At 56.0% G+C, this 25,192-nt stretch carries 22 protein-coding genes; 14 read left to right on the forward strand and 8 right to left on the reverse strand.

The window, feature by feature from the left end:
* Nucleotides 1–65: 65 nt before the first annotated feature.
* From J7380_RS13650 to J7380_RS13680, 7 genes are all read left to right on the forward strand, one after another.
* Nucleotides 66–1,301 carry a lytic murein transglycosylase gene (locus tag J7380_RS13650; protein WP_209196321.1) on the forward strand — a complete coding sequence of 412 codons (1,236 nt, stop codon included), beginning with the start codon at nt 66–68 and terminating at the stop codon, nt 1,299–1,301.
* Between the two features lie 401 nt (nt 1,302–1,702).
* Nucleotides 1,703–3,331 carry a peptide ABC transporter substrate-binding protein gene (locus J7380_RS13655; protein ID WP_209196322.1) on the forward strand — a complete coding sequence of 543 codons (1,629 nt, stop codon included), beginning with the start codon at nt 1,703–1,705 and terminating at the stop codon, nt 3,329–3,331.
* 66 nt (nt 3,332–3,397) lie between these two features.
* Complete coding sequence (gene oppB, locus J7380_RS13660) at nt 3,398–4,321, forward strand: oligopeptide ABC transporter permease OppB (RefSeq protein WP_209196323.1); 924 nt, start codon at nt 3,398–3,400, stop codon at nt 4,319–4,321.
* Nucleotides 4,322–4,331: 10 nt separating this feature from the next.
* Nucleotides 4,332–5,261 carry an ABC transporter permease subunit gene (locus J7380_RS13665; RefSeq protein WP_209196324.1) on the forward strand — a complete coding sequence of 310 codons (930 nt, stop codon included), beginning with the start codon at nt 4,332–4,334 and terminating at the stop codon, nt 5,259–5,261.
* A 1-nt stretch (nt 5,262) separates the two neighbouring features.
* Nucleotides 5,263–7,068, forward strand: a complete 1,806-nt coding sequence (locus J7380_RS13670; RefSeq protein ID WP_209196325.1) for an ABC transporter ATP-binding protein — start codon at nt 5,263–5,265, stop codon at nt 7,066–7,068.
* A 307-nt stretch (nt 7,069–7,375) separates the two neighbouring features.
* Nucleotides 7,376–8,269: a UTP--glucose-1-phosphate uridylyltransferase GalU gene (galU, locus tag J7380_RS13675; RefSeq protein ID WP_209196326.1), complete on the forward strand. Its 894-nt coding sequence runs from the start codon at nt 7,376–7,378 to the stop codon at nt 8,267–8,269.
* Between the two features lie 189 nt (nt 8,270–8,458).
* Complete coding sequence (locus tag J7380_RS13680; RefSeq protein WP_209196327.1) at nt 8,459–9,535, forward strand: DUF2793 domain-containing protein; 1,077 nt, start codon at nt 8,459–8,461, stop codon at nt 9,533–9,535.
* Between the two features lie 23 nt (nt 9,536–9,558).
* On the opposite strand, the gene J7380_RS13685 is transcribed toward J7380_RS13680, so the two are convergent.
* Both J7380_RS13685 and gmd read right to left on the reverse strand, forming a co-directional pair.
* Nucleotides 9,559–10,536 carry a GDP-L-fucose synthase gene (locus J7380_RS13685; protein ID WP_209196328.1) on the reverse strand — a complete coding sequence of 326 codons (978 nt, stop codon included), beginning with the start codon at nt 10,534–10,536 and terminating at the stop codon, nt 9,559–9,561.
* A 10-nt stretch (nt 10,537–10,546) separates the two neighbouring features.
* Nucleotides 10,547–11,671, reverse strand: coding sequence for a GDP-mannose 4,6-dehydratase (gmd, locus tag J7380_RS13690; RefSeq protein WP_209196329.1), 1,125 nt, complete (start codon nt 11,669–11,671; stop codon nt 10,547–10,549).
* A gap of 158 nt (nt 11,672–11,829) precedes the next feature.
* Here gmd and J7380_RS13695 point away from each other — a divergent pair, with 158 nt between their 5' ends.
* Nucleotides 11,830–13,134 carry a UDP-glucose/GDP-mannose dehydrogenase family protein gene (locus tag J7380_RS13695; RefSeq protein ID WP_209196330.1) on the forward strand — a complete coding sequence of 435 codons (1,305 nt, stop codon included), beginning with the start codon at nt 11,830–11,832 and terminating at the stop codon, nt 13,132–13,134.
* Nucleotides 13,135–13,142: 8 nt separating this feature from the next.
* On the opposite strand, the gene J7380_RS13700 is transcribed toward J7380_RS13695, so the two are convergent.
* A complete protein-coding gene (locus tag J7380_RS13700; RefSeq protein WP_209196331.1) occupies nt 13,143–14,027 on the reverse strand; it encodes a phytanoyl-CoA dioxygenase family protein in 885 nt (294 codons plus the stop codon).
* 104 nt (nt 14,028–14,131) lie between these two features.
* Between J7380_RS13700 and J7380_RS13705 the strand changes: the two genes are divergently transcribed.
* Nucleotides 14,132–15,022 carry a LysR family transcriptional regulator gene (locus tag J7380_RS13705; RefSeq protein ID WP_209196332.1) on the forward strand — a complete coding sequence of 297 codons (891 nt, stop codon included), beginning with the start codon at nt 14,132–14,134 and terminating at the stop codon, nt 15,020–15,022.
* Here the strand turns inward: J7380_RS13705 and J7380_RS13710 are convergent.
* Genes J7380_RS13710 through J7380_RS13720 form a run of 3 tightly spaced genes read right to left on the reverse strand, consistent with a single transcriptional unit; the run spans nt 14,995 to nt 17,405 of the window.
* Nucleotides 14,995–16,068 (reverse strand): helix-turn-helix domain-containing protein, encoded by a 1,074-nt coding sequence (locus J7380_RS13710; RefSeq protein WP_209196333.1) that lies wholly within the window; start codon nt 16,066–16,068, stop codon nt 14,995–14,997. The genes J7380_RS13705 and J7380_RS13710 overlap by 28 nt on opposite strands.
* A gap of 57 nt (nt 16,069–16,125) precedes the next feature.
* The gene (locus J7380_RS13715; protein ID WP_209196334.1) at nt 16,126–16,872 is read right to left on the reverse strand and encodes a hypothetical protein; all 747 of its coding nucleotides are present in this window, start codon (nt 16,870–16,872) and stop codon (nt 16,126–16,128) included.
* On the reverse strand, nt 16,869–17,405 hold the full coding sequence (locus J7380_RS13720) for an RNA polymerase sigma factor (protein WP_170355203.1): 537 nt from the start codon (nt 17,403–17,405) through the stop codon (nt 16,869–16,871). Before J7380_RS13720 ends, J7380_RS13715 begins: the two co-directional genes overlap by 4 nt.
* Nucleotides 17,406–17,489: 84 nt before the next feature.
* On the opposite strand from J7380_RS13720, the gene J7380_RS13725 reads away from it, so the two are divergent.
* From J7380_RS13725 to J7380_RS13735, 3 genes are all read left to right on the forward strand, one after another.
* On the forward strand, nt 17,490–18,437 hold the full coding sequence (locus tag J7380_RS13725) for a cytochrome c family protein (protein ID WP_209196335.1): 948 nt from the start codon (nt 17,490–17,492) through the stop codon (nt 18,435–18,437).
* 75 nt (nt 18,438–18,512) lie between these two features.
* Nucleotides 18,513–19,535 carry an Ldh family oxidoreductase gene (locus J7380_RS13730; protein WP_209196336.1) on the forward strand — a complete coding sequence of 341 codons (1,023 nt, stop codon included), beginning with the start codon at nt 18,513–18,515 and terminating at the stop codon, nt 19,533–19,535.
* 65 nt (nt 19,536–19,600) lie between these two features.
* A complete protein-coding gene (locus J7380_RS13735; protein WP_209196337.1) occupies nt 19,601–21,760 on the forward strand; it encodes a Tex family protein in 2,160 nt (719 codons plus the stop codon).
* 80 nt (nt 21,761–21,840) lie between these two features.
* Here the strand turns inward: J7380_RS13735 and J7380_RS13740 are convergent, their stop codons facing one another.
* Together J7380_RS13740 and J7380_RS13745 are read right to left on the reverse strand one after the other, a co-directional pair.
* On the reverse strand, nt 21,841–22,683 hold the full coding sequence (locus tag J7380_RS13740) for a cytochrome P460 family protein (protein WP_209196338.1): 843 nt from the start codon (nt 22,681–22,683) through the stop codon (nt 21,841–21,843).
* Nucleotides 22,684–22,848: 165 nt separating this feature from the next.
* A complete protein-coding gene (locus J7380_RS13745) occupies nt 22,849–23,430 on the reverse strand; it encodes a YceI family protein (RefSeq protein WP_209196339.1) in 582 nt (193 codons plus the stop codon).
* Between the two features lie 85 nt (nt 23,431–23,515).
* Here J7380_RS13745 and J7380_RS13750 point away from each other — a divergent pair, with 85 nt between their 5' ends.
* Nucleotides 23,516–24,250: an endonuclease/exonuclease/phosphatase family protein gene (locus J7380_RS13750; RefSeq protein WP_209196340.1), complete on the forward strand. Its 735-nt coding sequence runs from the start codon at nt 23,516–23,518 to the stop codon at nt 24,248–24,250.
* A 75-nt stretch (nt 24,251–24,325) separates the two neighbouring features.
* Nucleotides 24,326–25,072 carry a CDP-alcohol phosphatidyltransferase family protein gene (locus J7380_RS13755; protein ID WP_247742561.1) on the forward strand — a complete coding sequence of 249 codons (747 nt, stop codon included), beginning with the start codon at nt 24,326–24,328 and terminating at the stop codon, nt 25,070–25,072.
* Nucleotides 25,073–25,192 lie beyond the last annotated feature (120 nt).

Here is a 25,192-nt window from a genome sequence, read left to right on the forward strand (position 1 = left end):
ATCAACCAATTCTTAAACGGCTGAACAGTTGACTTGTTAGACCCTTGGGACGAGATACTTGAGAAATGCGTTGGTTTGTGTATCTTTTGATCGGCTTGCTTGGTGCAAGCCCTGCCCTGTGTCAGGATCGGACTGCTGTCGAACGACAGTTTCAGGTTTGGATTAATGAAACCGTCTGGCCAGACGCCAAATCCAAAGGTGTTTCAAAGCACACTTTTCAGCAGGCCTTTGACGGCGTGACCCTTAACTGGGATCTTCCCGACCTCGTACCGCCCGGCGCCAACGCAGCACAACCGGCAAAGCAGAAACAGGCCGAGTTTGGCGCGCCTGCCCGCTATTTCAGCGCGGGATCAGTTCAGGGTGCCACTTCGGTTGGACGCAAGATGGGCCGCCGCCACGCCCAGACCCTAGCGCAGGTTCAAGCTGAAACGGGTGTGCCGGCCCGAATTCTTTTGGCCATATGGGGGCGTGAAAGTGGATATGGTCAGGTGCCGATCCGGCACGATGCCATACAGGTCTTGGCCACAAAAGGCTTCATGAGCACCCGAGCAGAACTGTTTTACAATGAGCTGCTTGCGGCCCTGCAGATAGTCGAAGCCGGTCTTGCACCGCCTGGCAGGATGAAAAGCAGTTGGGCTGGTGCCCTAGGGCAACCTCAGTTCATGCCCTCAAGCTTTCTTGAACATGGGATCGACGGAAATGGAGACGGCGCCACGGACATCTGGTCTTCGGCCGACGATACATTAGCGTCAATTGGACATTATTTGGTGCAGCATGGATGGGTCCGGGGTCGCGATTGGGGGTTCGAAGTCAAAGTCCCTCCCTCGATATCTTGCGCGAGGGAAGGACCTGACCAGGGCAAACCTATCCGCGAATGGGTTAAGCTGGGTATCGAACGGGTTTCGGGCAAACCGTTTCCGCAGCACGAATTGCCGGGAGAAGGGTATTTGATGATGCCTGCTGGACGAAAAGGGCCTGCATTTCTGGTGACACCAAATTTCTACGTGCTTAAAAAATACAACAACAGCGACCTTTATGCGCTGTTCGTTGGCCACGTGGGCGACCGCATCCAATTCGGTGTCGGCGACTTTAAGGGCCGCTGGGAGGACATCGACGGTCTATACCGTTCAGATATTGCCGCGATGCAACGCGCCTTAGAAGCACAAGGGCACGACGTCGGAGGAGCAGATGGCTTGCCCGGCTTCAAGACTCGCCGTTCTATCGGTCGCTGGCAACAAGAGACCGGGCGAGCCCCGACCTGCTTTCCAACCTTCGAAATGAAAACAACCCTGGCCAGATAGCGATTCGTGGCTGCGCAAGCCTGCCATCGCTTAATTACCCTAGGTTAGACGTCAATCCGACTCATGCCTCTTTCACAAAAGTGTTAAGAAGCTACTACCTTTCCTCATAATATTTCCGAGCCGACCCTTGTTTCATTCACGATTGGCGCTAGAGGGCACAATTTGCAGGCAAAGGCTTTAACCTTTTTTGAAATAATGTCACGTTCAACCCCAGTGAAAGGCAACTTTCGCATCTCTTTCCCGACTGCGAACAGAATGACGACGACGCGATGTTTCTTGCGATATGTCAAAGCAAAATTTGAACATCTGCGGTCAGTGTCAGCGTCGGACACATAAGGCGGCCCGCCGCGATCCTACCTGGATGCCCGCGCCGTGCCCCAACTGAACGGGAGTATCAGATTATGAACACATACCTTCGAACTTCACTAGCAGGTCTGCTGACCTCAACCATGATCACTGGCGCGGCCTTTGCGGCTGGAACACATCCCGAAACCGGCGAAGCGCTGGCGGATGACCAGACGTTTACATACCGCATTCTGGACGAGCACAGCTCGGTCGATCCGCAGGTGGTCGAGGATGTGTCAGGCGCTGAAATCGTCCGCGACCTGTTCGAAGGTTTGATGAACCAGGACGAAGACGGAAATCTGGTTCCTGGTGTAGCAACCGGCTTTACCACCAATGACGCCAAAGACGTTTACACCTTCACCCTGCGAGACAACGCTAAGTGGTCCAACGGCGATCCGGTTACAGCAGGCGATTTCGTTTTTGCCTGGAAACGTGCCGTCGATCCCGCTCTATCCTCGCCCTATGCGTGGTACATGGAGCTGATGTCGATCGAAAACGCATCCGAGATTATCGCAGGTGAAAAATCCGTTGATGAACTGGGTGTCAAAGCCATCGACGACCATACTCTGGAAGTGAAACTAAGCGCTCCACTACCCTATTTCGCCCAGATGACCACGCATTCAACGACCTTCCCTGCCCCGCAAAAAGTAGTTGAAGAATTCGGCGACGAATGGACCAAGCCCGGCAACATCGTGTCAAACGGCGCCTATGTCCTGACCGAGCATCTACCGCAGGAACGTTCGGTCCGCGAGCGTAACGAGATGTATTGGGACAACGACAACACGATCATCGAAAAGGTCGTGGCCCTGGTCATCAACGACGAAAACGTGGCCCTGACCCGCTATCTGGCCGGTGAGTTGGATCGCACCGAAGTTCCCGCAGGTCAATTCCCACGCCTGCAGAAAGAACACCCGGAAGAGGCCATCAGCTTCCCGCGTCTGTGCAACTATTACTACACGTTCAACCTGTCCGAAGGCGGCCCTGAAGAGTTCAAAGACCCCAAGGTCCGTCAGGCTCTGTCGCTGGCAGTGGACCGTGACATCATCACCCGCAACGTGAAAGCCGGTGGCGAGCCGCCAGCCTATACATTCGTTCCAGAAGCCACCGCAGGATTTACGGTTCCGGCTGTTGAAATGGCGTCAATGTCGCAGCAAGAGCGCGACGAACTGGCCAAAGAACTGCTGGCCGAGGCCGGGTACGGCGCCGACAACCCGCTGAGCTTCGAGATGGTCTATAACACCGACGAGGCGCACAAAAAGGTCGCCGTGGCGCTGAGCCAGATGTGGAAACAGAAGCTGGGCGTTCAGGTCCAACTGGCCAACATGGAGTGGAAAGTGTTCCTGGAAGAGCGCGGCAACCAGAACTTCGATCTGGCCCGTGGCGCATGGTGTGGCGACTATAACGAAGCCTCGACCTTCCTGGACCTGTTGCAATCGGATTCGGGCTATAACGACGGTAAGTACAGCAACGCCAAAGTTGATGAGCTGCTGGCTCAGGCCAAAACCTCGGACGATGCCGCGCCGCTTTATACCGAGGTCGAGCGTATCATCGCGCAAGAGACCCCCGTCATCCCGATCTATCACTATGCTGGCGTCTACATGATGGACAGCGATGTGGGGAACTGGCCGGTCAATAACGTAGAGCAGAACTGGTACTCCAAAAACCTCTACAAAACAGCCGAGTAATCACCTTTAGATCCCGCTGTGCCCCAAGAACCGCTTTGGGGCACAGCCAATAATTGGGGGCATGAAATGCTTGCCTATATCATCCGGCGGCTGTTGGTCGCCGTCCCGACGATCCTGTTGCTGATCGTCGCTTGTTTCTTTTTGATGCACTTCGCGCCCGGTGGGCCCTTTACCTCGGAACGGCCCCTGCCGCCTGCGGTTCTGGCCAATATCGAGGCACGCTATGGGCTGGACCAGCCGCTGTGGAAGCAGTTGTGGGACTACCTGTATAACATCGTGGTGCATTTCGATTTCGGACCGTCGTTTAAGTTCAAGGACCGCGATGTAAACGACATCATCGCCCAAGGTTTCCCGATCTCGCTGACCTATGGGTCGCTGTCGTTCCTGTTTGCTACCACGATTGGCGTGGGTCTGGGGATTGCGGCGGCCATCAAGCACAATAGCTGGATCGACTATTTCGCCGTCGGTCTGGGCATTGCAGCTCAGGCGCTGCCGAACTTTATCATGGGCCCGATCCTGATCCTGACCTTTACCCTGTGGTTGGGCTGGTTGCCCGGCGGTGGCTGGAACGGAGGGCAATGGCCTTACCTGATCATGCCCGTTATCGCGCTTGCGACCTCGTATGTCGGCTCGATCGCGCGGATCACACGCTCGTCGATGCTCGAGGTTCTGAACTCGAACTTTATCCGCACCGCGCGGGCCAAGGGCCTGCCGACCAGAACCGTGATCTGGCGCCATGCGTTGAAACCGACGCTCTTGCCCGTCGTCTCCTATTTGGGCCCGGTCTTCGTCTATGTTTTGACCGGTTCGGTCTTCGTGGACATCTATTTCTCGACCGGAGGTCTGGGGCAAGCCTATGTCGGCTCGGCCCTTTCACGCGACTACGCAGTACTTTTGGGGGTCACGATCCTCTATGGCGCGCTGACCGTCGTCGTGAACCTTTTGACCGACCTGGCCTATGCCTGGTTCGATCCGAAAATCCGGTACTAAGGGGCGAACCATGCTTGGAAAATCTCAAAAAGCCGCCCACCTGGCCGAAGATATCACCGATTACACGGTCATTCAGGGGCGCTCACTGTGGCAGGACGCGCGGATGCGTTTTGTGCGCAATAAGGCTGCGATGGCCAGCCTAGTCATTCTAGCGCTGATAGTTCTGTTCACCATCATCGGTCCCTATTTCGCGGTCTGGAACAATGAAGAGATCGACTGGAACGTTATGGGTGACGTGCAGGGCATGGGTATGCCCTCGGTCGAAACCGGCCATTTCTTTGGCGTCGATGATCTGGGGCGCGATCTGTACAGCCGCGTCATTCAGGCCACCACCACATCGCTGCTGGTCGGTCTGATCGGTGCAGCCACGGCGCTGATCGTTGGCACCTGCTATGGCATCGCCGCCGGCTATATCGGCGGCCGGACCGACAGCGTCATGATGCGCTTTGTCGACATTTTACTGGCGATCCCGGCAACTCTGGTGATTATTCTACTGCTTGTAGTGGCAGGACGATCCTTCTTTATGCTGTTCATCGCACTTGGCGCGGTTGGTTGGCTGACCATGGCGCGGATCGTACGAGGTCAGACCCTGACCCTGAAAAACCGCGAGTTTATCGAGGCCGCCCGCGCCGCAGGTGTCAGCGAATTCACCATCATGTACCGCCATATCCTGCCCAACCTGTTGGGCGTTGTGATCGTCTATGCCTCGCTTCTGGTGCCTGAAATGATCCTGACCGAGAGCTTTATTTCGTTCCTTGGGCTGGGGATTTCAGAACCCTACACCTCGCTGGGTCGTCTGATTGCCGAAGGGGCGGGAACCATGGGGTATGGCACCCTGTGGCAATTGATGTTCCCGCTGACATTCTACGTCGCCATTATCATCACGATGTTCTTCATCGGGGATGGTCTGCGTGACGCTCTGGACCCGAAGGATCGCTGATATGAGCCTGTTTTCCGTAAAAGACCTGAAGGTCCAGTTCGACACGCCCGATGGCGTGGTCGAGGCCGTCAAAGGCATCAGTTTCGACATCAACCCCGGCGAATGCCTTGGCATCGTGGGCGAAAGCGGGTCGGGCAAAAGCCAGACCTTCATGGCCGCGATGGGCTTGCTGCCGCCTGCCGGGCGGGCGCTTGGCTCGGCCACTCTGAACGGCACCGAAATCCTGAACCTGCCGATCAACCGCCTGAACAAGATCCGTGGCTCGGACGTGGGCATGATCTTTCAGGACCCATTGACCGCGCTGACCCCGCATCTTCGGATCGGCCAGCAAATGCGCGAGGTTCTGCAGGTGCATGAAGGGTTGCAAGGTGCGAAGGCGCGGGCCCGCTGCCTGGACTGGCTGAACCGCGTCCGCATCCCCGAGGCCGCGCGGCGACTGGATCAATACCCCCACGAGCTGTCAGGCGGGATGCGTCAGCGCGTGATGATCGCCATGTCGATGCTGTGCAATCCCAAACTGCTGATCGCGGACGAGCCGACAACGGCGCTGGACGTGACCGTTCAGGCCGACATACTTGACCTGATGGTGCGCCTGCAAAAGGACGAAGGCACCGCAATTGCCCTGATCACCCATGATATGGGCGTAGTCGCCCGTATGTGCGACCGCATTCAAGTCATGCGCATGGGCGAATTTGTCGAGGCCGGAGACACCCGCGAAATCTTCCGCGCCCCGCAGCACGACTATACCCGCACCCTTCTCGAGGCGATGCCACGCATTGATGCGGGCGATGCGCCCAAGGCGTTGGAGAAGGTCGAAGAGCCCCTGCTTAAGGTCGATGACGTCAAGGTGCATTTCCCGATCAACGTCAAAGGCGGATTGTTCGGCCGCAAAGTGCCGCTCAAGGCTGTCGATGGCGTCAGCTTTGACATCCGCAAGGGTGAAACTCTTGGCGTTGTGGGCGAATCCGGCTGTGGCAAGTCCACGCTGGCGCGCGCCGTGTTGCAACTGATCGAACCCAGCGCCGGAAATGTCAGCTGGTTGGGCCATCCTATTGTGGGTCTGAAACGCGCCGAGCTGAACAAGTACCGCAAGGACTTGCAAATCGTCTTTCAGGACCCGTTGGCTAGCCTCGATCCGCGCATGACAATCTCGGCTTCGATCGCCGAGCCGCTCAAGACCTATCGCCCTGATCTGACGGACCGCGAGCGCAAGCAGATGGTCAGCGAAATGATGGAGCGTGTGGGCTTAAACGCCAACATGATCAACCGTTATCCGCACGAGTTGTCGGGCGGTCAGAACCAACGGGTTGGCATCGCGCGCGCTATGATCAACAAACCCAAATTGATCATCTGCGACGAGGCGGTCTCGGCTTTGGACGTGTCCATTCAGGCGCAGATCGTGGAGTTGCTTCGTGAGTTGCAGCAAGAATTCGGTCTCTCCATGATCTTCATTAGTCACGATCTATCGGTTGTCCGTGCCGTGTCCAATCGGATTATGGTTTTATATCTAGGCCGCATCGTGGAACTTGGCGATGGCGAGGTGATCTGTTCTGATCCGATCCATCCCTATACCAAGTCTCTGATATCGGCTGTTCCGATCCCTGACCCAGATGTGGAACGGAGCCGCCAACGCTTGAAGATCCCGGGTGAGCTTCCCTCGCCGATGGATCCGAAGGCTGCCCTGCGGTTTCTCCCCAGTCGCCTGTCCGCTGGCCAAGAGGACTATGTCCCGCAACTTAACGAAATCAAGTCCGATCACTTCGTTGCGGAACATGATCCACTGGAAACCATTATGGCCAATGCCTAATACACACCTCAAAGCCAGATTCTGGCTTTGAGGTATTAACCAACCTGCCTGTTTTTCCATCAATTAGGCGCTCTTTTGGAAACTATCTCACTCTAAAATATAAACTAGTTTCTAAACATAGCACAAAAGGTAAGGTTTCATTCGCATGTGACAATGGATCGTTTTGACTTCGCTGCGTAGGGATGGCACGATTTCTCCTGTTTCCCTAGCGGTCTCGCGAGGTCATTGAACATTCCGGGTTCACGGCCTAAGACAACGTACCGAAGCCTCTGGACTTCGGTGCAAATTTTAAAAACTGAGAGGTACAATGGTACGCAAGGTTACCAAAGCGATTTTCCCGGTTGCGGGACTGGGTACCCGCTTTCTGCCTGCGACGAAATCCGTCCCCAAAGAGATTATGACTCTGGTCGATCGTCCGCTGGTCCAATACGCAATTGACGAAGCGCGCGCGGCTGGCATCAAGGAATTCATCTTTGTCACATCACGCGGCAAATCCGCGCTTGAGGACTATTTTGATCACAACCATATCCTGGAGCAAGAACTCAAGGCCAAGGGTAAAGACGAGCTGCTTGAAGTGCTGGATGAAACCAACATGGAAAGTGGCGCAATCGCGTATATCAGGCAGCACAAAGCCTTGGGGCTAGGCCATGCTGTGTGGTGTGCTCGCCGATTGATCGGGGATGAGCCCTTTGCCGTCATGTTACCTGATGACGTCATCGCCGCGGACAAACCATGCTTGCAGCAAATGGTCGAAGCCTACGAGGAAACCGGCGGAAACATGGTTGCCGCGATGGAAGTTCCTCAGGAAAAAACCATCTCCTATGGTGTTTTGGACGTAGGTGAGAATATCGGTCAAGTCGTTCGCGCCCGTGGCATGGTCGAAAAACCCAAACCGGATGAGGCACCTTCGAACCTCGCCGTGATCGGTCGCTACATTCTGGGCCCATCGGTTCTGTATAATCTGAACCAGAAGAAAAAAGGCAGCGGTGGTGAGATTCAGCTGACGGACGCGATTGCCGAGGATATCGGAAATGGTGTGCCGGTATTTGGGCACAAGTTCGAAGGACAACGTTTCGACTGCGGCTCGAAGGCTGGATTTCTACAAGCAACCGTGGCTTTTGCATTGGCCCGACCCGATCTGCGCGACGACCTGCGGGAATATCTGCACGATACGATGGCGACTGACCAAGCAGCCCAATAATTTCCACTCCATTATCTCAGCACAAAGGCACCCGGTTTTGGGTGCCTTTTCTTTTTCGGGCGACCTGACAGAAAACTTACCACTTTCTTTCCGAAGCGTTCTGCCCGCTTAGCGTGGATTCATCCATTTGATGGCAGTTTGGCGCGCAAAGCAATTGTCGGACCAGCATCTTCAGGAGGACACGCCCCAATGGCACAAGTTTCACCCCGCTTGGATTTACCATTCATTCAACCCTCGCAAGCACAAAAGCACGTCACTCATAACGAAGCCTTACGGCAATTGGATGTGATTGTTCAATTAAGCGTCGTGGCAACCGGTGCATCAAACCCACCAGTGACCCCAGCGCAAGGTGAAGTTCATGCCGTGGGTGAAGCCCCGGTTGGTGAATGGTCAGGTCAGGAAAACATGCTTGCGGCATGGTTGGATAATGCGTGGCACTTTGTAGCGCCAGATATTGGTTGGAGAGCGTGGGACATCAGCGCCGGGCGTGTGAAAGTCTGGACGGGCTCGGATTGGGTTGTACCGGCAGGGGCAACGCAGAATCTGGACGGGATAGGCGTCGCAACGACCTCGGACGCAACAAACCGCCTCTCGGTTCGTTCTTCTGCCACATTGCTGAGCCATGAGGGCAATAGCCACCAGTTAAAGATCAACAAGGCAAGCGCGGGGGATACCGCTTCGCTTTTGTTTCAATCCAACTGGACCGGTCACGCTGAAATGGGGCTGGCAGGCTCAACTGGTTTTTCAATCAAGGTTTCGGCAGATGGGAACACATGGACAGATGCCCTTGTTTTCGATCCGACAACTGCAATTGCATCTGGTGCAGCGATTCAAAGCAGTGCTTCAGACGTAACTGCGGGTCGTTTGATGCGGGCGGATTTTGGCTATAGCCCCGGCAATGTGCTAGGATCTGTGTCACAAACATCAGGCACGCCGACAGGCGCGGTGATCGAGCGGGGCTCGAACGCAAATGGTGAATTTGTTCGTTTCGCAGACGGCACTCAAATCTGTACAGTCAATCTGAGCGCAGTAGGCTGCACCATCGGCGAAGGCGCGATTTTTTCAAGCGGGCAAAACAGTTGGACCTTTCCAATTGCCTTTGCCTCTGGGACCAAACCTGCCCTAAGCGGCAGCGGTGGATCGGTCTCGCGATTTGTCGGGTTTGATGCGCCGGCAGCCACAGATGTGTCCTACCAAGTACTATCAACGGTTTCCGACCCTGCACTTGTCGCGCCGACCGCAACCGCCACAGGGCGCTGGTTCTGATCAAAGGTTTTGTGATCTGAGTTTTACTTTGCCCGCAAGTCAGCATCTGCCTGTTCCAGAAACCACGCATAGGTTTCGTGGATGCCGTCTTGCAAGGTGATCCGCGCACGCCAACCCATATCCGCCAGTCGTGACACATCCATGAGCTTACGCATTGTGCCATCGGGTTTGCTGACATCCTGAGTGATCCGCCCGGTGTAACCCACCGCGCGGGCCACCAGAGTTGCAAGCTCCGCAATCGAGATATCCTCGCCACAACCGACGTTGATATGGCTCAGCATGGGTTCTGTGTTCGCGTCATAAACATCGCGTGGCAAATCGAGCACAAACAGAGACGCTTCGGCCATATCGTCCACGTGTAGAAACTCTCGGCGAGGCTTACCGGTTCCCCAGATAACAACCTCGTCCACACCGTCCCGCTTGGCCTCGTGAAAACGTCGGATCAAAGCCGGCAGAACATGGCTGTTTTCGGGGTGAAAGTTATCACCTGGGCCGTAAAGATTGGTTGGCATAACCGAGCGATAGTCAACGCCGTGCTGCCGGTTGTAGCTTTCGCACAACTTGATACCTGCAATCTTGGCGACTGCATACGGCTCATTTGTCGGCTCGAGCACTCCGGTCAGCAGAGCATCTTCTCGCATCGGTTGCGGTACAGCCTTGGGATAGATGCATGAGCTGCCAAGCTGCAGCAGGCGCTGGACTCCCACTGAAAACGCCTGATGGATCACGTTGCATTCGATCATCAGGTTTTCGTAAATGAAATCTGCCGGATATGTATTGTTCGCGTGAATACCTCCGACCTTGGCCGCCGCCAAAACGACAACATCGGGCCGTTCGGCCTCCATGAATTGCCGAACTGCGGACTGATCAGTCAAATCCAGTTCCGCATGAGTGCGGGTTACAATCGTCAATGCCTCACCTGCCGCCTGACGATTTTGCAAACGCCGCAGTATGGCCGCACCGACCATACCACGATGACCGGCAACATAGATTTTTTGCATTGCGCCCACCTCAGCCATTTTCCAGGCTTACCGGTAAATCGAAGCCGTGCTCTTTCAACAGCGCATGACGTTTGGCGGTCTTGAGGTCCTCGCTTACCATTTCGGAACACATATCCTGAACGGTCAGTTCAGGCACCCATCCCAGTTTGGTTTTGGCCTTCGACGGGTCGCCCAACAGGGTCTCGACCTCGGCGGGCCGGAAGTATTGCGGATCTATACGCATGACGACGTCCCCAGGCTGAAGCGCGGGCGCATTTTCGCCTTCGACCGCTTTGACAGTCGCAACTTCCTCAACGCCTTCACCCGAGAACTCCAGCGTCACACCCAGTTCCGCAGCGGACCACTCGATAAACTGACGGACAGAGTACTGTACGCCTGTCGCGATAACGAAGTCTTCTGGCGCATCCTGCTGCAGCATTAGCCATTGCATCCGCACATAGTCTTTCGCGTGCCCCCAATCGCGCAGACTGTCGATGTTGCCCATGTAAAGGCACTCCTCAAGCCCCTGCGCAATATTCGCAAGACCCCGTGTTATTTTCCGCGTCACAAAGGTTTCACCCCGGCGCGGGCTTTCGTGGTTGAACAGAATCCCGTTGCACGCGTACATCCCGTACGCCTCACGGTAATTCACAGTAATCCAGTAGGAATAGAGCTTGGCCACGGCGTATGGGGACCGAGGATGGAAAGGCGTGGTCTCTTTCTGAGGAATTTCCTGCACCAAGCCATACAACTCGGAAGTGGAGGCCTGATAGAAACGTGTCTTCTTTTCCAGGCCTAAAAACCGTATCGCTTCCAGCAATCGCAGCGTCCCAATCGCATCTACATCTGCTGTATACTCGGGTGATTCAAAGCTGACAGCGACATGTGATTGCGCACCAAGATTGTACACTTCATCCGGCTGAACTTCCTGAATGATTCGAGTCAGGTTGGATGTGTCGCTGAGATCACCATAGTGCAAGTGGAGTTGAGGGTTCGGATCGTGCGGATCCTGATAGATGTGATCAATGCGTTGCGTATTAAACGACGATGCGCGGCGCTTGATTCCGTGAACTTCATACCCCTTCTCCAAGAGAAACTCGGCCAGATACGATCCGTCTTGCCCTGTGATGCCGGTTACTAAAGCAGTTTTTGTCATTGTCTCGTTCCACAAAACTCAATCTGGCTGGTAGAACTCTCAGAAACAGCAAGAACACCCAGAATGCAACCCGGCCGCAGGAAACGGCATTGAAACCCGTTGAACTTTGCGAAATGCTGGCGCGCGTTAAACAGTCTTTTGTTGAAGGACATTGAAAAATGCGGATAGCGATGATCGGCACAGGTTATGTTGGCCTTGTGTCGGGCGTTTGCTTCTCGGATTTTGGCCATGACGTTATTTGCGTCGACAAAGCCGAAAAGAAAATCGAGATGTTGCAAGCCGGCCAAGTTCCCATCTACGAACCGGGACTTGATGTCCTGATGGCCAAGAATGTAGCAGCAGGGCGGTTGAGTTTCACGACCGATCTGGCTGCTGCCGTGGACGGTGCAGACGCAGTTTTCATTGCCGTAGGAACACCAACCCGGCGCGGCGACGGACACGCTGATCTGACCTACGTGATGGCCGCCGCGCAAGAGATTGCTCAGGCGGTCACCGACTACACCGTGATCGTCACCAAATCGACCGTTCCCGTCGGCACCAACAGAAAGGTGCACGAGGCTGTTCTTGAGGCCAATGCGGATGCAGACTTTGACGTCGCTTCAAATCCTGAATTCCTGCGCGAAGGAGCGGCGATTGACGATTTCATGCGCCCCGATCGCGTTGTCGTTGGCGTTGAAAGCGACCGCGCCGCAGAAGTTATGGCCGAGATTTACCGGCCGCTCTATCTGCGAGACTTCCCGATCCTGACGACGGACCTGGAAAGCGCCGAGATGATCAAATACGCGGCAAATGCGTTTCTTGCGACCAAGATTACTTTCATCAACGAAATCGCCGGCCTGTGCGAACGTGTGGGCGGTGATGTCAAAGAAGTCGCGCGCGGCATTGGTCTGGATGGTCGTATCGGCAACAAGTTCCTGCATGCTGGTCCGGGTTATGGTGGCTCGTGCTTTCCTAAAGATACCGCTGCTTTGGCAAGGATCGGTCAGGAACACGCTTATCCGATGCAGATCACCGAAACGGTTATGCGCGTGAATGACGGCGTCAAACACCGCATGATCGAGAAAATTCGCGACGTATGCGATGACAGCTTCAACGGTAAGACCATCGCGGTTCTGGGTGTTACGTTCAAACCCAACACAGATGATATGCGTGATGCCCCTTCGTTGACCATTGTCCCCGCACTGATCGGCGGAGGCGCAACGGTTCGGGTTGTGGATCCGCAGGGTCGAGCCGAGGGATTAGCCTTGTTGCCGGGCGTAGAATGGTGCGACGACCCTTATACCGCAACCGCCGATGCGGATGCGGTTGTATTGCTGACCGAATGGAATGAGTTCCGCGCCCTGAACCTGTCGGACATGGCACGTTCAATGAAGTCCCCCCGGATGGTGGATTTGCGGAACATCTATTCGAAATCGGCTGCCCGGAAATCGGGATTCGAAACCTATATCGGTGTGGGCCGCTGACCGCCGTATTAAGAATTGGCGTATAGCGGCACAGAACTGCCTGCTCCCTCGGCCAGGGCCTTGCTCTGATCTTGCCGTACCTGTTCGTAAAGCGCCAACGCCTCGGGTGAAAACAGCGTTTCGGGCGCAGGTACCGGCACGAAATTGCTTTGCGTATCTTCGCCCCGTGCCAACAGGGCATAATCGCGTTCGGCCACCAATTGCTTTGCATTCGGGTTCAGATAACGGATGGCCAGACCAATCCGCCGGTCATCCGAGCGGTTCGGCCCAGAGCCGTGGATGGTCAACCCGTGGTGCAGCGACATCTGACCCGGTGCCAGCTCGATATGGGTTTTCTCCTCATCCGCGACCTCCACCGCGATCTCCTGCCCGCGCGACAATAAATTCGTATCCGAATAGGTGTCGTTATGCGGCAGGATCGGGTTTTTGTGGCTGGCGCGTACGAAATCCATGCAGCCGCTGTCACACGTTGCAGGAGACAGCGCGATCCACGCCGTGACCTGATCCGGCGTTTCTCCCATCCCCCAATAGGTCAGGTCCTGATGCATACCGACTGTTTGGCGGGTGTTCGGTTCCTTAACAAAAAACTCGGCCGACCAAACCATGATATCCGGCCCCAGAATACCCTGAACGATATCCAGCACCCGAGGGTCCGTCGCAACACGCGCGGCCAGAGGCATAACAAGATGTGCGTTGACCCGTTTATAGGTATTCAGGGGTAGCGGAAGATCTGCGCCAAGCCAGTCTTTCTCGATCTGTTCGAACTCTGCCCTGATCTCGGACGTTTCCTGTTCCGAAAACGTAGTGAGCGGGTACAGATATCCGTCCTCCCAATAGCTTTCTATCTGCTCAGGCGTCAGGCTGCCAATCGGCGCGGAATTCAATGCAGACATGCGTGTCTCCTTCTCAGGCATGTCTTCAAAGCTTAGACGTTATCCGAAGTTGGGCAGAATGTTGTGTCTTGCCCGTGAGGATAAGTTGAGCTTAGCCTGAATTCATGTCGTCCCGCATCCCATCCCTCAATTGGCTTCGTGTCTTCGAAGCCGCGGCCCGCACCGAAAGCTTTGCGCGCGCGGCTGGGCAGTTGAACATGTCGTCAGCCGCCGTCAGTCAGCAAGTCAAAGCCCTGGAAAATCAATTGGGAACGCCCCTGTTCCATCGCCATGCCCACTCTGTGACACTGACCGAGGCAGGTCGCGCCTATTTACCGTCGGTCCAGCAATCGCTTTTGATGCTGGAGACGTCGACCACGGGTCTTTTTGGCGAAACGCGCGGGCAACGCTTGTACGTTCAGTCGGTACTCTTGTTTGCGCATGGTATTCTAGCCAGCGGGTTGCCAACGTTTCAGGACCTGTACCCCAGTATCAACCTGTCTTTGACGACAGGTAATCTGACGGCAGACTTTGCCAATCGATTTACCGATCTTCAAATCGTTTTCGGAAACCCGGCACTTTTCGGCACTGAGGGTGACGAATTGTTGCGCGAACGCCTTTACCCCGTCGCTCCGCCAGATATCGCGGATCGCATCCATCGCGCTGAGGACCTGTTTCAATTCACTCTCATCGAAGTTTCAACCCATCGCGCCAGCTGGCTTCATCTGTTCGAAACACTGCGCCTTCCGGCTGGGCGGGCCCGGTTTTTCTTTGCCGACAATTCCATAATGGCAGCTGAACTGTCTGCCAACCGAGGCGGTATTGCCTTGGCGCGTGCCCCTGCATCTGACCGGGTCATGACCCTGTCGGGCCTTGTGCCCTGCCTGCCCGGCATCGACGTCGCGGGGCAAGAAGCCTATCACCTGATTTACCCGTCCAAATCTGCTTTGCGACCCCCTGCCCGGGACTTTCGCAACTGGATCATGGATTACAGTGCTGCGGTCCAGACACGGTAACGTCCCTGCCCTGTCACCTCGCGGATCAAACCGCGTGATGTGAAAAGGTCAATGTTACGTTGCGCAGTCGCCCGTGATGCCTTGGTCAATTCTTCGGCCAAAGGAACGGAAACCATTGGCCACGCGGCTAGGACATCAACCAGCATTGGTGGGGTTTTCCCACTCAGATCGGACGTCAGATTCCGAGCACGGAGTTCCCACGCGCTGACACGGTCCAAGTGAAGCAATGCAGCCAAAACGGCCTGCCCCAACCCCTTGATCCATGCGCTTAGCTTATCGTTGACCTCTCCAACCCCACGCAAAGCACCCGGCCCAGACAGTGCAACCGGCATGAAAAGAGCGCCTCCCCGGCCCATCGTTGCCGCGTGTCGGGCGGCAATGACCGCAGCCTCTGTGTCTTGTCCCATGCCCTGTGACAGAGCGCGCCATGCGTGGAAAGCAATCGCTGCTTGCGTAACCGGGTGCAGGCTTGCAACCCCGTCCATCACGTCCGCCAAATCAGCAATCGCCTCGGGGACCTCGTCCATGCCAAGCGCCATACGATCAAGAAATGCGGTCAGTCCAGTGCTCCAGCCACCCTCGGCCGGTCCAGCTCCGGTTGTCAGGCGTCTGACGGCCCAACCTGCCCGAAACAACGCCTGAACGTCATCTCCGGTCGATCCGATCCGCAACCCTGTCCACAGAGCCAGGCGATCAACGCTAATCCGATCACCGGTCCACCAACCCAGGTCCGAGACATCCATCAGTGCCAACCGATGCGTCCACCCCTCTGGACCCGCTCGTAGTCTTTCGTCCAAAGCCCCGAAACTTGCCGCAAGATCCGCCAGTTCATAGGAGAGTTCGGCCTGCGCGGCCCGCCAATCCCTTAAGTCGAACAGTGTTCTGCGGTCGACCTTCGGACCCGGCGGCAGAAAATCCTCGTCAATCTCGGCGTCGGCGGGCAGAAACCACAGATCGTCTTCCTCTGGTGGATCAGCATCATAGATGCTGCGCGGCCCCAGCGAGTCGTCATCTTCCGGGTCTGGCCTGACAGGTTTAGTGGTCATACCCGGCATATTTCGGGTATTTCCACCAGTTCACAAGCCGTTTCTGCAGCAGATGGATCAGCTGGCGAAACTTGTGGTCAGAATATCCAGCTGCCCTTCCAGAGGCGTCTGCGGATTGCTGCCAATCAGCATATAACCATAGCCACCCTCGGACCATGTCGCCGTTGCCAGACCGCTGAGCTCGGCAAGGTTGACGTCCTTACTGGGGGCACCCTCACCTTGTCGGATGATACAGAAAGCGAATGGTTGGCCTTGTTCGTCGGCAAATACCACCTGAACCAGCGGTTTGCCATTGAATGACAGAACCTGCGCGCGTTTCAGTTCCATTCCCGGCAAAGCTTCAAGCGTGTCGCGGTTCAAGGACCGTCCCAGCTCTGCCTCTGCCAAATCGAACTGCATTTTCAGCGCCTGTTCCGAATTGTCCAGCGACGCAATCGTGTCAGGTACATAAAGCGACTGATAGATCGCCGCCTGTTGTGCCCAACCCAGAGGTTCGGGCCGGGTTGTCCAGAACGTTGCTGACACAGCGACAACTGCGACCGAAGCCGCAACGGCCATCAGGCGCCATGGTCCGCCTGAAGAATGCGCAGTTTCCACCGGCTGCGGCTCTGGCAGCTCAACTTTCGGCGCCTCGGCGGGCACCTTTTCAAATACCGCCTGCACCATAGGTGCGAACGGGTCCAGCGCCATCAGGCGCTTCTCCAGCTCAGGGTCGTCCTCGACCGCGCGTTCAATCGCGGTTGCCTGGTCGTCATCCACTGTGCCTTCCAGATACGCTATCAGCGTCTCATCGGAAAACTTCATTTGCCACTCCGTCGAACGGCGTCTGCAGCACTTAGCTGCATCACGGTTTTAAGTTTCTGCCGGGCGTTAGACAACCGGCTCATAATAGTTCCAATCGGCACATCCAGCATCGCAGCCGCTTCGCGGTAGCTATAGCCCTCAACGAACACAAGCATGACCGTTTCCCGCTGCGCTTCTGGCAGGTGCATCACTTGAGTAAACACCTCAGCTGCGAAAATATTCGTTTCCGAGTCAGCTTCAGGCGAAATTAATTCTGCTTCGGGTGTGACAGACAGCGCCTGCGCCTTCCGAACCGAGCGCGCCCGGACTTCATTCAGCCAGATCGAGCGGCAGATCGTCATCAGCCAACTGTCCAACCGGTCATGTGATGTCACTTGATGATGGCGCTCGAGCGCGCGAAGACAAGTGGATTGCAACAAATCGTCGGCTACGTCGGAGGCGCCGGACAAGGCCAGCCCAAACCGCCAGACGCGTTTTGAATGCGTCTGTATCGCGCCGCGTACGGCTTGTTCGGAACTAATTGCACCAACCATTGAATAAATAGTGACCTGTGTGTGTTTGACATTCACGAGCCGGGCCCGCCTGGTCAGAATTGACATAACCCGTGGAGGAAAGAAATGAAACTTCTGTTGAAAGCAGTCACGATTGCGTCGGCAATTGTTGCAACGCCAGCACTGGCCGAGCATTGGACCCTGTCGCCTGAAAACTCTCATTTGGCGTATGGTACCATCAAGAAAGACACCGTGGGCGAGGTCAATTCCTTCACCAACCTGTCCGGTCACGTGGGCCCCGATGGCAAGGCCGAGATCGAAATCGATCTGTCGTCGGTCGAAACGAATATCGACATCCGTAACGAGCGGATGATCGAGCACGTCTTCCGCAAAACGGGCACTGCCGCCCTGAAGGCCGAGTTCGACATGGCCGAGGTCAAAGCGCTTGGAGTAGGCGAAACCGCGGTAATTGACGTCGAAGCCGTGCTTACGCTGGTGGGGACCGACGTGGAATTCGACGCAGAAATGTTCGTTGTCCGCGTATCCGAGACGTCGGTTATGGTGTCGACCAATGACATGGTGTTTATCAGCACCGAAGACGCAGGCGTGAATGCAGGTGTCGACAAGTTGATGGAACTGGCCAGCCTGCCCGGCATCACCCGCACCGTACCGGTCACTGCGCGTTTGTTCTTCAACATGGATGAAAACAAAGCCGAGGCAACACCTGCTGCCGCTGCAACCCCGGTCGCCGTCGCTGCGGTGGAAGGTGACATCAAAGCCGGTAAGAAAGTCTACCGCAAATGCAAAGCCTGCCATCAAATCAAAGAAGGCAAGAATGGCGTTGGACCGTCACTGTACGGAATCGTCGGCGCACAAGCAGCACAAGCGGAAGGGTTCAAATACTCGGACGCTCTGAAGGCTTCAGGGCTGGTCTGGAACCCTGAAACTCTGGCTGCCTTTTTGGCTGACCCCAAAGGCGCCCTGCCCGGCAACAAAATGCAGTTCCCCGGCCTGAAGAAAGAGGAAGACATCACCAACGTGATTGCCTATTTGCAGGACGAGGCGCAGAGCTAAGGCTCAAAACCGTTTCCCTCACCTGCCCCGCCGCGCTATGCCTGTCATAACTAAATGACAGCGCAGGGGCGGGGCATGAACGAGACGGTCAAACTGGAACTGGACGAGATTAAGGCCCTTAGCCTCAACATCTTGACGAAATCCGGTTTTGGACCGGACCACGCAACCGCAATTGCAGGGATGCTGGCGACCTGTCAAATCGACGATTGCCAGTCTCACGGGTTGTTCCGCCTGTTCATGTGCAACGACACCATGAAAGCGGGTAAGATCGATGGGCATGTCGCGCCGGTGTTGGAACATTCGGACAATGCCATCGTTCGGGTGGATGCGCAGGGTGGCATGTCCTTGCTGGCCTTCGAACAGGCGCTGCCGGTACTGATCGAGAAGACGCGAACCCACGGTATTGCCGCCATGGCGATCAACCGCTGCTTTCACTTCTCGGCGCTCTGGCCCGAGGTCGAGCGCCTGTCTGCGGTTGGCCTGGCCGCGATGGCGATGGTGCCCAGCCATTCCTGGGTCGCCCCTGCGGGGGGCACGCGCGGTAGCCTCGGCACCAACCCGCTGGCCTTCAGTTGGCCACGTCAGGGGCAAGACCCGTTTACCTTCGACTTTGCCACCAGTGCCTTTGCCCGCGGCGAAATTGAACTCTATCGACGCGCGGGCAAGCCCCTGCCCGAGGGTGTGGCCATCGACAAGTACGGCCAACCCACGACCGATCCACAGGCTGCGATGGAGGGCGCAATGCTGACCTTTGGCGGCTACAAGGGCTCGGCCCTGTCGATCATGATCGAGCTGATGGCAGGCCCTCTGATCGACGATTTGACCAGCCTTGAAAGCATGGAATACGCCGAAGGCGCGGGCGGCGCGCCCTATCACGGCGAGATCATTCTTGCCTTTGATCCGGCCCAGTTCAGCGGTGGCCGTTTGGCCGCAAATGATACCCGCGCCGAGCGTTTGTTCGCCGATATCATCGGTCAGGGTGCCCGCCTGCCCTCGCAAAGGCGCTTTGCAGCAAGGGCCCGTAACACCGAACGTGGTTACGTCGAAATTGCCAAAACGCTGCACGACGATTTACAGGCGCTAGCCGCTCGGGTCTAAGGCCTCTTTCCCTTCGGCATATGGCTGGCTAAGTAGGTCCTCCGGATAATATTCAGGAGGCACCCTTGGACCGCATCGCCCGCACAATCGCCACAGAGATCAGCGCCCGCCCCGAACAGGTCGGTGCTGCGGTGAAATTGCTGGACGAAGGGGCCACCGTTCCCTTTGTCGCGCGGTATCGCAAAGAGGCAACGGGTGGATTGGACGACACTCAACTGCGCACGCTGTCTGACCGGCTGACCTATCTGCGCGAACTTGAAGCGCGGCGCGAAACGATTCTGGGCTCGATTAAGGATCAGGGCAAACTGACAGACGATCTGGTAAAGGCCATCACTCGAGCGGACACAAAGGCGCAGCTGGAAGATATCTACCTGCCTTACAGGCCCAAGCGCCGCACCAAAGCCATGATAGCGCGAGAAAACGGGTTGGAGCCGCTGGCCGATGCGATCCTGACAAACCGCTCGGCCAATCCTGAGGCACTGGCCGAGCGCTATGTAACCGAAGCCGTGCCCACCACCAAAGATGCCCTAAACGGCGCGCGTGACATCATCGCCGAGCGATTGACCGAGGATGCGAGTTTGCTGGGCGATTTACGCGACTTCATGCAGCGCGAAGCGTATCTGACGTCCAAAGTCATCGACGGCAAACAAACGGAGGGCGCCAAGTTCAGTGACTATTTTGACCATGTCGAGCTTTGGGCCAATACGCCCTCTCATCGCGCGTTGGCTATGCTGCGTGCTTCGAAGGATGGTATTGTCACACTTGATATCGCGCCTGAACCCGAGACCGGAGTGGCGCGCGCAGAGGCCATCGTTGCTGCGTGTTTGCACACACGTAGCGATGCACCCGGAGACGTGTGGCTTCGCAAAGTGGCGGGTTGGACGTGGCGGGTTAAACTGTCCCTGTCCCTTATGGTTGAATTGATGGCCGATCTGCGCAGCAGGGCGCAGGATGACGCAATTCAAGTGTTCTCGAATAACCTCAAGGATTTGCTGTTTTCCGCGCCAGCAGGTGCCAAGGCAACGCTGGGATTGGACCCCGGCATTCGCACCGGTGTAAAGGCGGCTGTTGTCGACCCAACCGGCAAAGTCATCGCCACCACCACGCTGTATCCGTTTCAACCGAAAAACGACCTGAAGGCCACGCAGACAAGCATTCTGGCTATGATCGAAGCACATCAGATCGAGTTGATCGCGATCGGCAACGGCACAGCAAGCCGCGAAACTGAGAAGATGGTCACTGACACGTTGAAACTGCTGCCCAAGTCAGTGAAAGCGCCCACTAAGGTGGTGGTATCCGAGGCAGGCGCTTCGGTATACTCGGCCTCGGAACTCGCGGCGCGTGAGTTTCCCGATCTGGATGTGTCACTGCGCGGCGCCGTTTCAATCGCACGGCGCCTGCAAGATCCGTTGGCCGAGCTGGTCAAGATCGAACCCAAATCAATCGGAGTAGGCCAATATCAGCACGATGTGGATCAGCACCGGCTATCGCAGTCACTGGCATCCGCCGTCGAAGATGTCGTGAACGCCGTCGGGGTGGACCTGAATACCGCCTCTGCCCCGCTCCTTTCACACGTCTCAGGCCTGGGGCCTGGCCTTGCCGAAGCCATCGTGTCACATCGTGACATCAACGGCCCATTCGCCACGCGATCCGAACTTTTGGACGTCTCGCGGTTGGGTCCACGCGCCTATGAACAATCCGCAGGGTTTCTGCGCATCCGGGACGGCAAAGAGCCCCTGGATGCATCCTCGGTGCATCCCGAAGCCTACGACGTAGCCCGGCGCATCGTTTCTGCCTGCGGGCGGGACATTCGGCAGATCATGGGGAATGAACAGGCCCTGAAACGGCTGAAACCGCAGCAATTCGTCGATAGCAGATTTGGCCTTCCGACTGTCCAAGACATCTTTGCCGAGCTTGAAAAACCCGGGCGCGACCCGCGTCCAAGTTTTGTAACAGCGACATTCCGCGAAGGTGTCGAGGAGATTTCCGATCTAAAGCCCGGAATGGTTCTGGAAGGCACCGTGACCAACGTCGCTGCCTTCGGCGCGTTTGTTGATATCGGTGTTCATCAGGACGGGCTGGTGCATGTCAGCCAGTTGGCCGACAGGTTTGTCAAAAATCCCCATGACGTGGTCAAAACCGGCCAGATTGTCAAAGTGACCGTCGTCGATGTGGATACCAAGCGCAAACGCATTGGTTTGAGCATGCGCAAGAAAAAGGGATAGCCCTATGTGCGCTGCACAAGCAAAAAACCCCGGCAATTCAACCGGGGTTTTCAGATATCTAAAGTTGGGCGAGTGCCCTGTTACTCAACGATCTTGTGGGAATAGCCAGCCGTTTGTGACGCGTGGAAATCTTCGACCCAGTCAACGGTAAACGCATAGTCATCCTCGGTCAGCGGCTTGTGGCAGGCCATGCACGGAGCTTCGTTCACACCAGCCTTGTTCGAGCCGTCGACTTCAAAGACCGAATAACGCCAATCGTCATTCTTATAGATTTCAGGGACATCATCCCCCCAACCGTCGCGCTTTTCCATTGCCGTAAATAGCTTACGCTCGCCAGCTATCAATTTACCCTCAGCGTCCTTGAGCAGATTACCATCGGCGTCTTTTTTAGCGTCGTAAATCTCGACCAGGAAATACGAACCAGGTTTGAACGGCAGACCGGTCTTGACCCCCTCGAGCGCCAAATCATTACCGCTGAAGAACCGAACCTGTTTACGGTCGTCATAGTCTTTGCGGTGGTAACGGGTGAACGTGGTTTCATGATCCTTCGGGAACGCCATCAAAGATCCGTCAAGACCCGTTTCATTGCTGGCAACCGCCCCAGCTTCGCCCCCGGGCAGGCTGGCGAAGTAAGCGGCCAGATTATCGATCTCTGCATCGGACAGGTTCGCTGCGATGGCGTTCATCAGATCATCCTTGCGGCTTTCGGTTTTGAACGCCATCAACTGCTTTTTGATGTAGCCTTCTTTTTGACCGGCAAGGTTTGGGAAGTTGTCGGCCGTACTGATACCGGCACTTCCGTGGCAGGCGGCGCATTGCGCAGCCGTTTCACTACCAGCCTGGATATCTCCAGCATTCACAACGGTCCCTAAAGAGGTGCCAACTATGGCGGCCCCTAGTGCGGCTTTTACCAACGATTTCATCAAATGTCCTTTCACTGGCTGGCAGCCGCCCGCAACATGACAAACGGCGATGCTTGCTGTGGTCAGGACATTAGGCACATGGACTACGCGCGCAATGGATACACCGTTCACAAACGCGCACAAAAAAATGAGACCGTTTTTAAGCTTGGTGCAGGACGAAACGCATCATTCAATCCGCATAGCTTCGGTTTCGATTTTTATGTTCACAAGGTCGCCCACAAGGCCATTCTCGACCGCGTAGGTCATGCCATAGTCGCTGCGTTTGATAGCGGCATCTATCGAAAGCCCAAGCACAAACCGTTTGTGCCCAAACGGGTAGGGTTCAGCCTTGTTCAACGTCACGTTCAGTGTCACCGGCTGGGTCACACCCAATATCGTCAGGTCTCCGGTCACTGTGCCCGCATTGTCCGTGGCGGCTGTACCAGACTCTGCGACAAAGGTGATTTCGGGGAACTCCGAGACATGCAGAAAATCCTTGTTTTTAACGTGCCCGTCACGCGCCTTGTTAAAGGTGTTGACGCTTTTGGCGTCGATCGCGACTTGAACATTCGCCAGTTCCTGCGTCTCGGTGTCATAGTCGAAAATGCCCTGCACATTGCCGAATATCCCCAGCGTGTCGGCATATCCAATGTGTTCTATGGTAAAAAACACTGTCGTATGCTCAGGGTCCAGTTCGTAGCTCGCCATTTCAGCGGCCGCTGCGATTGGAGAGGTTGCGATCAGAAAGCTTAAAGCAAAATTGCGCATGGCTGGTCCCTTGACGATTGTCGAACTACATAAAGGTGGTGATAAAACCATATAGCCCGCGCCCTGCACCGACAAAGTAAACTAAATGCGCTTAACCCGTCTGACTTGTGCCACTTGGAACATTCACCGCGCCAAGGGAGCGGACAAGCGGGTTGATCCTGATCGCATCCATCGAACCATCGCTGCTGATCTGGCCCCTCTTCGGCTGGACGTTTTAGCCTTGCAGGAGGCAGATGGCGAGTGCCGGCCACATGCGCGAATTTTGGACGTGCGCCGCATACAGGCCGACACCGGCTTGGTTTACCAGCATGATCAGCAGGCCATGCGATGGGGATCACAAAGCGGCGGATTCCTGGGAACTATTCTATTTCTTCACCCGCTACTTGAGGTGACCCACCGCGATGTTGTCGATCTTCCGGGGCATTGCCACCGCGGCGCGGTCGTGGTCGAGACCCTGCGAGACGGCGTCGATATGCGAATTCTCTCAACGCATTTATCGCTGTTCCAACCCTTGCGCGTCATACAAATGCGTATCATCGGGCAATATTTGCGGCGCCGCCCTAAGATGCAGACAATTCTTCTGGGTGACTTGAACGAATGGCGGCCGTGGGGTGGTTTGATGTTTCACAGACGTCTTGTTGGGCAAAAGCTTGCAGGACCTGCGCGGGCGACCTTTCCGTCACACCGCCCTTTGTTGCCTCTGGACCGAATTATGACCGATCGGCCTGATGCGGTCTTTGATACACAGGCTATGTCGACGCCGAATCTGCGCATGGCGTCAGACCATTTACCATTGATTGCTTCGGTCAAGGTTTCGTGATCACCTGAATAATGACGCTCGGCATTTGTTAAGAGATTAGTCAAAAGGGAAATCTACGCTAGATCACAATAGATTATGACACCGCAAACCAAAGCCCAAGCGTCACAGCGCGTGACAACCGATCGCCAGTCTCTCTGGCTGATGTCGCCCCTGACCTCCTTTTGGCTTCAGGTAGGTTTGATTGGGTGTGGGCTGACAATCCTGGCATGGTTAACCCTGCCAACCGTGTTTTGGGTTCTGCTTGCGTTCTTCGTGGCCTCGGCCCTTGCAGGGCTGGGGTTGGCAACTTCGTACCCTCACGGGGTGCTGGGCCTTTGCAATACCGTAACCTTGCTGCGCGCGGCCCTTGTGGCGTACCTTTTCGGCACGCTTTTTGTCGCCGACACTGTGTCGGGCTGGGTGATATTCTGTATCGGAACAAGTGCATTTGCGATGGACGGCCTAGACGGCTGGCTGGCCCGACGCTCTGGACTGAAATCCGATTTTGGCGCGCGGTTCGACATGGAAACCGATGCCGCCTTGGGTGCCGTGCTTGCGCTGTGGCTGATGCTATCCGGAACCACACAGGCCGAAGTTCTGATTCTTGGTTTTGCTCGCTACGCCTTTGTTATTGCCGGTTGGGCAATACCCCGATTGCAAGGAGAGCTTAGGCCATCCTTTCGTCGCAAAACCATCTGCGTGGTTCAAATCGCGGCACTTTTGATCCTGATTTGCCCGCTGGCACCACCCTTTCTGATCGCGCCGATTTCCATCAGTGCGTCAATCGCACTGAGTTACTCATTTGGCGTAGATATCCGTTGGCTGCTGAGCCGCAACTCATGAGGTTATCTTTCGCACTTGTCCTCGGCGCTCTTTTGGTCTTTTGCGCTTTGGTCCTGCCGAACCATCCCGGCACAATGAATTGGTCTGCGGTGAATCGCTGGCCGCTGGAATTGCCCGTGA

The sequence above is a fragment of the Ruegeria sp. R8_1 genome, from assembly GCF_017743815.1.
GTDB lineage: Bacteria > Pseudomonadota > Alphaproteobacteria > Rhodobacterales > Rhodobacteraceae > Ruegeria > Ruegeria lacuscaerulensis_A.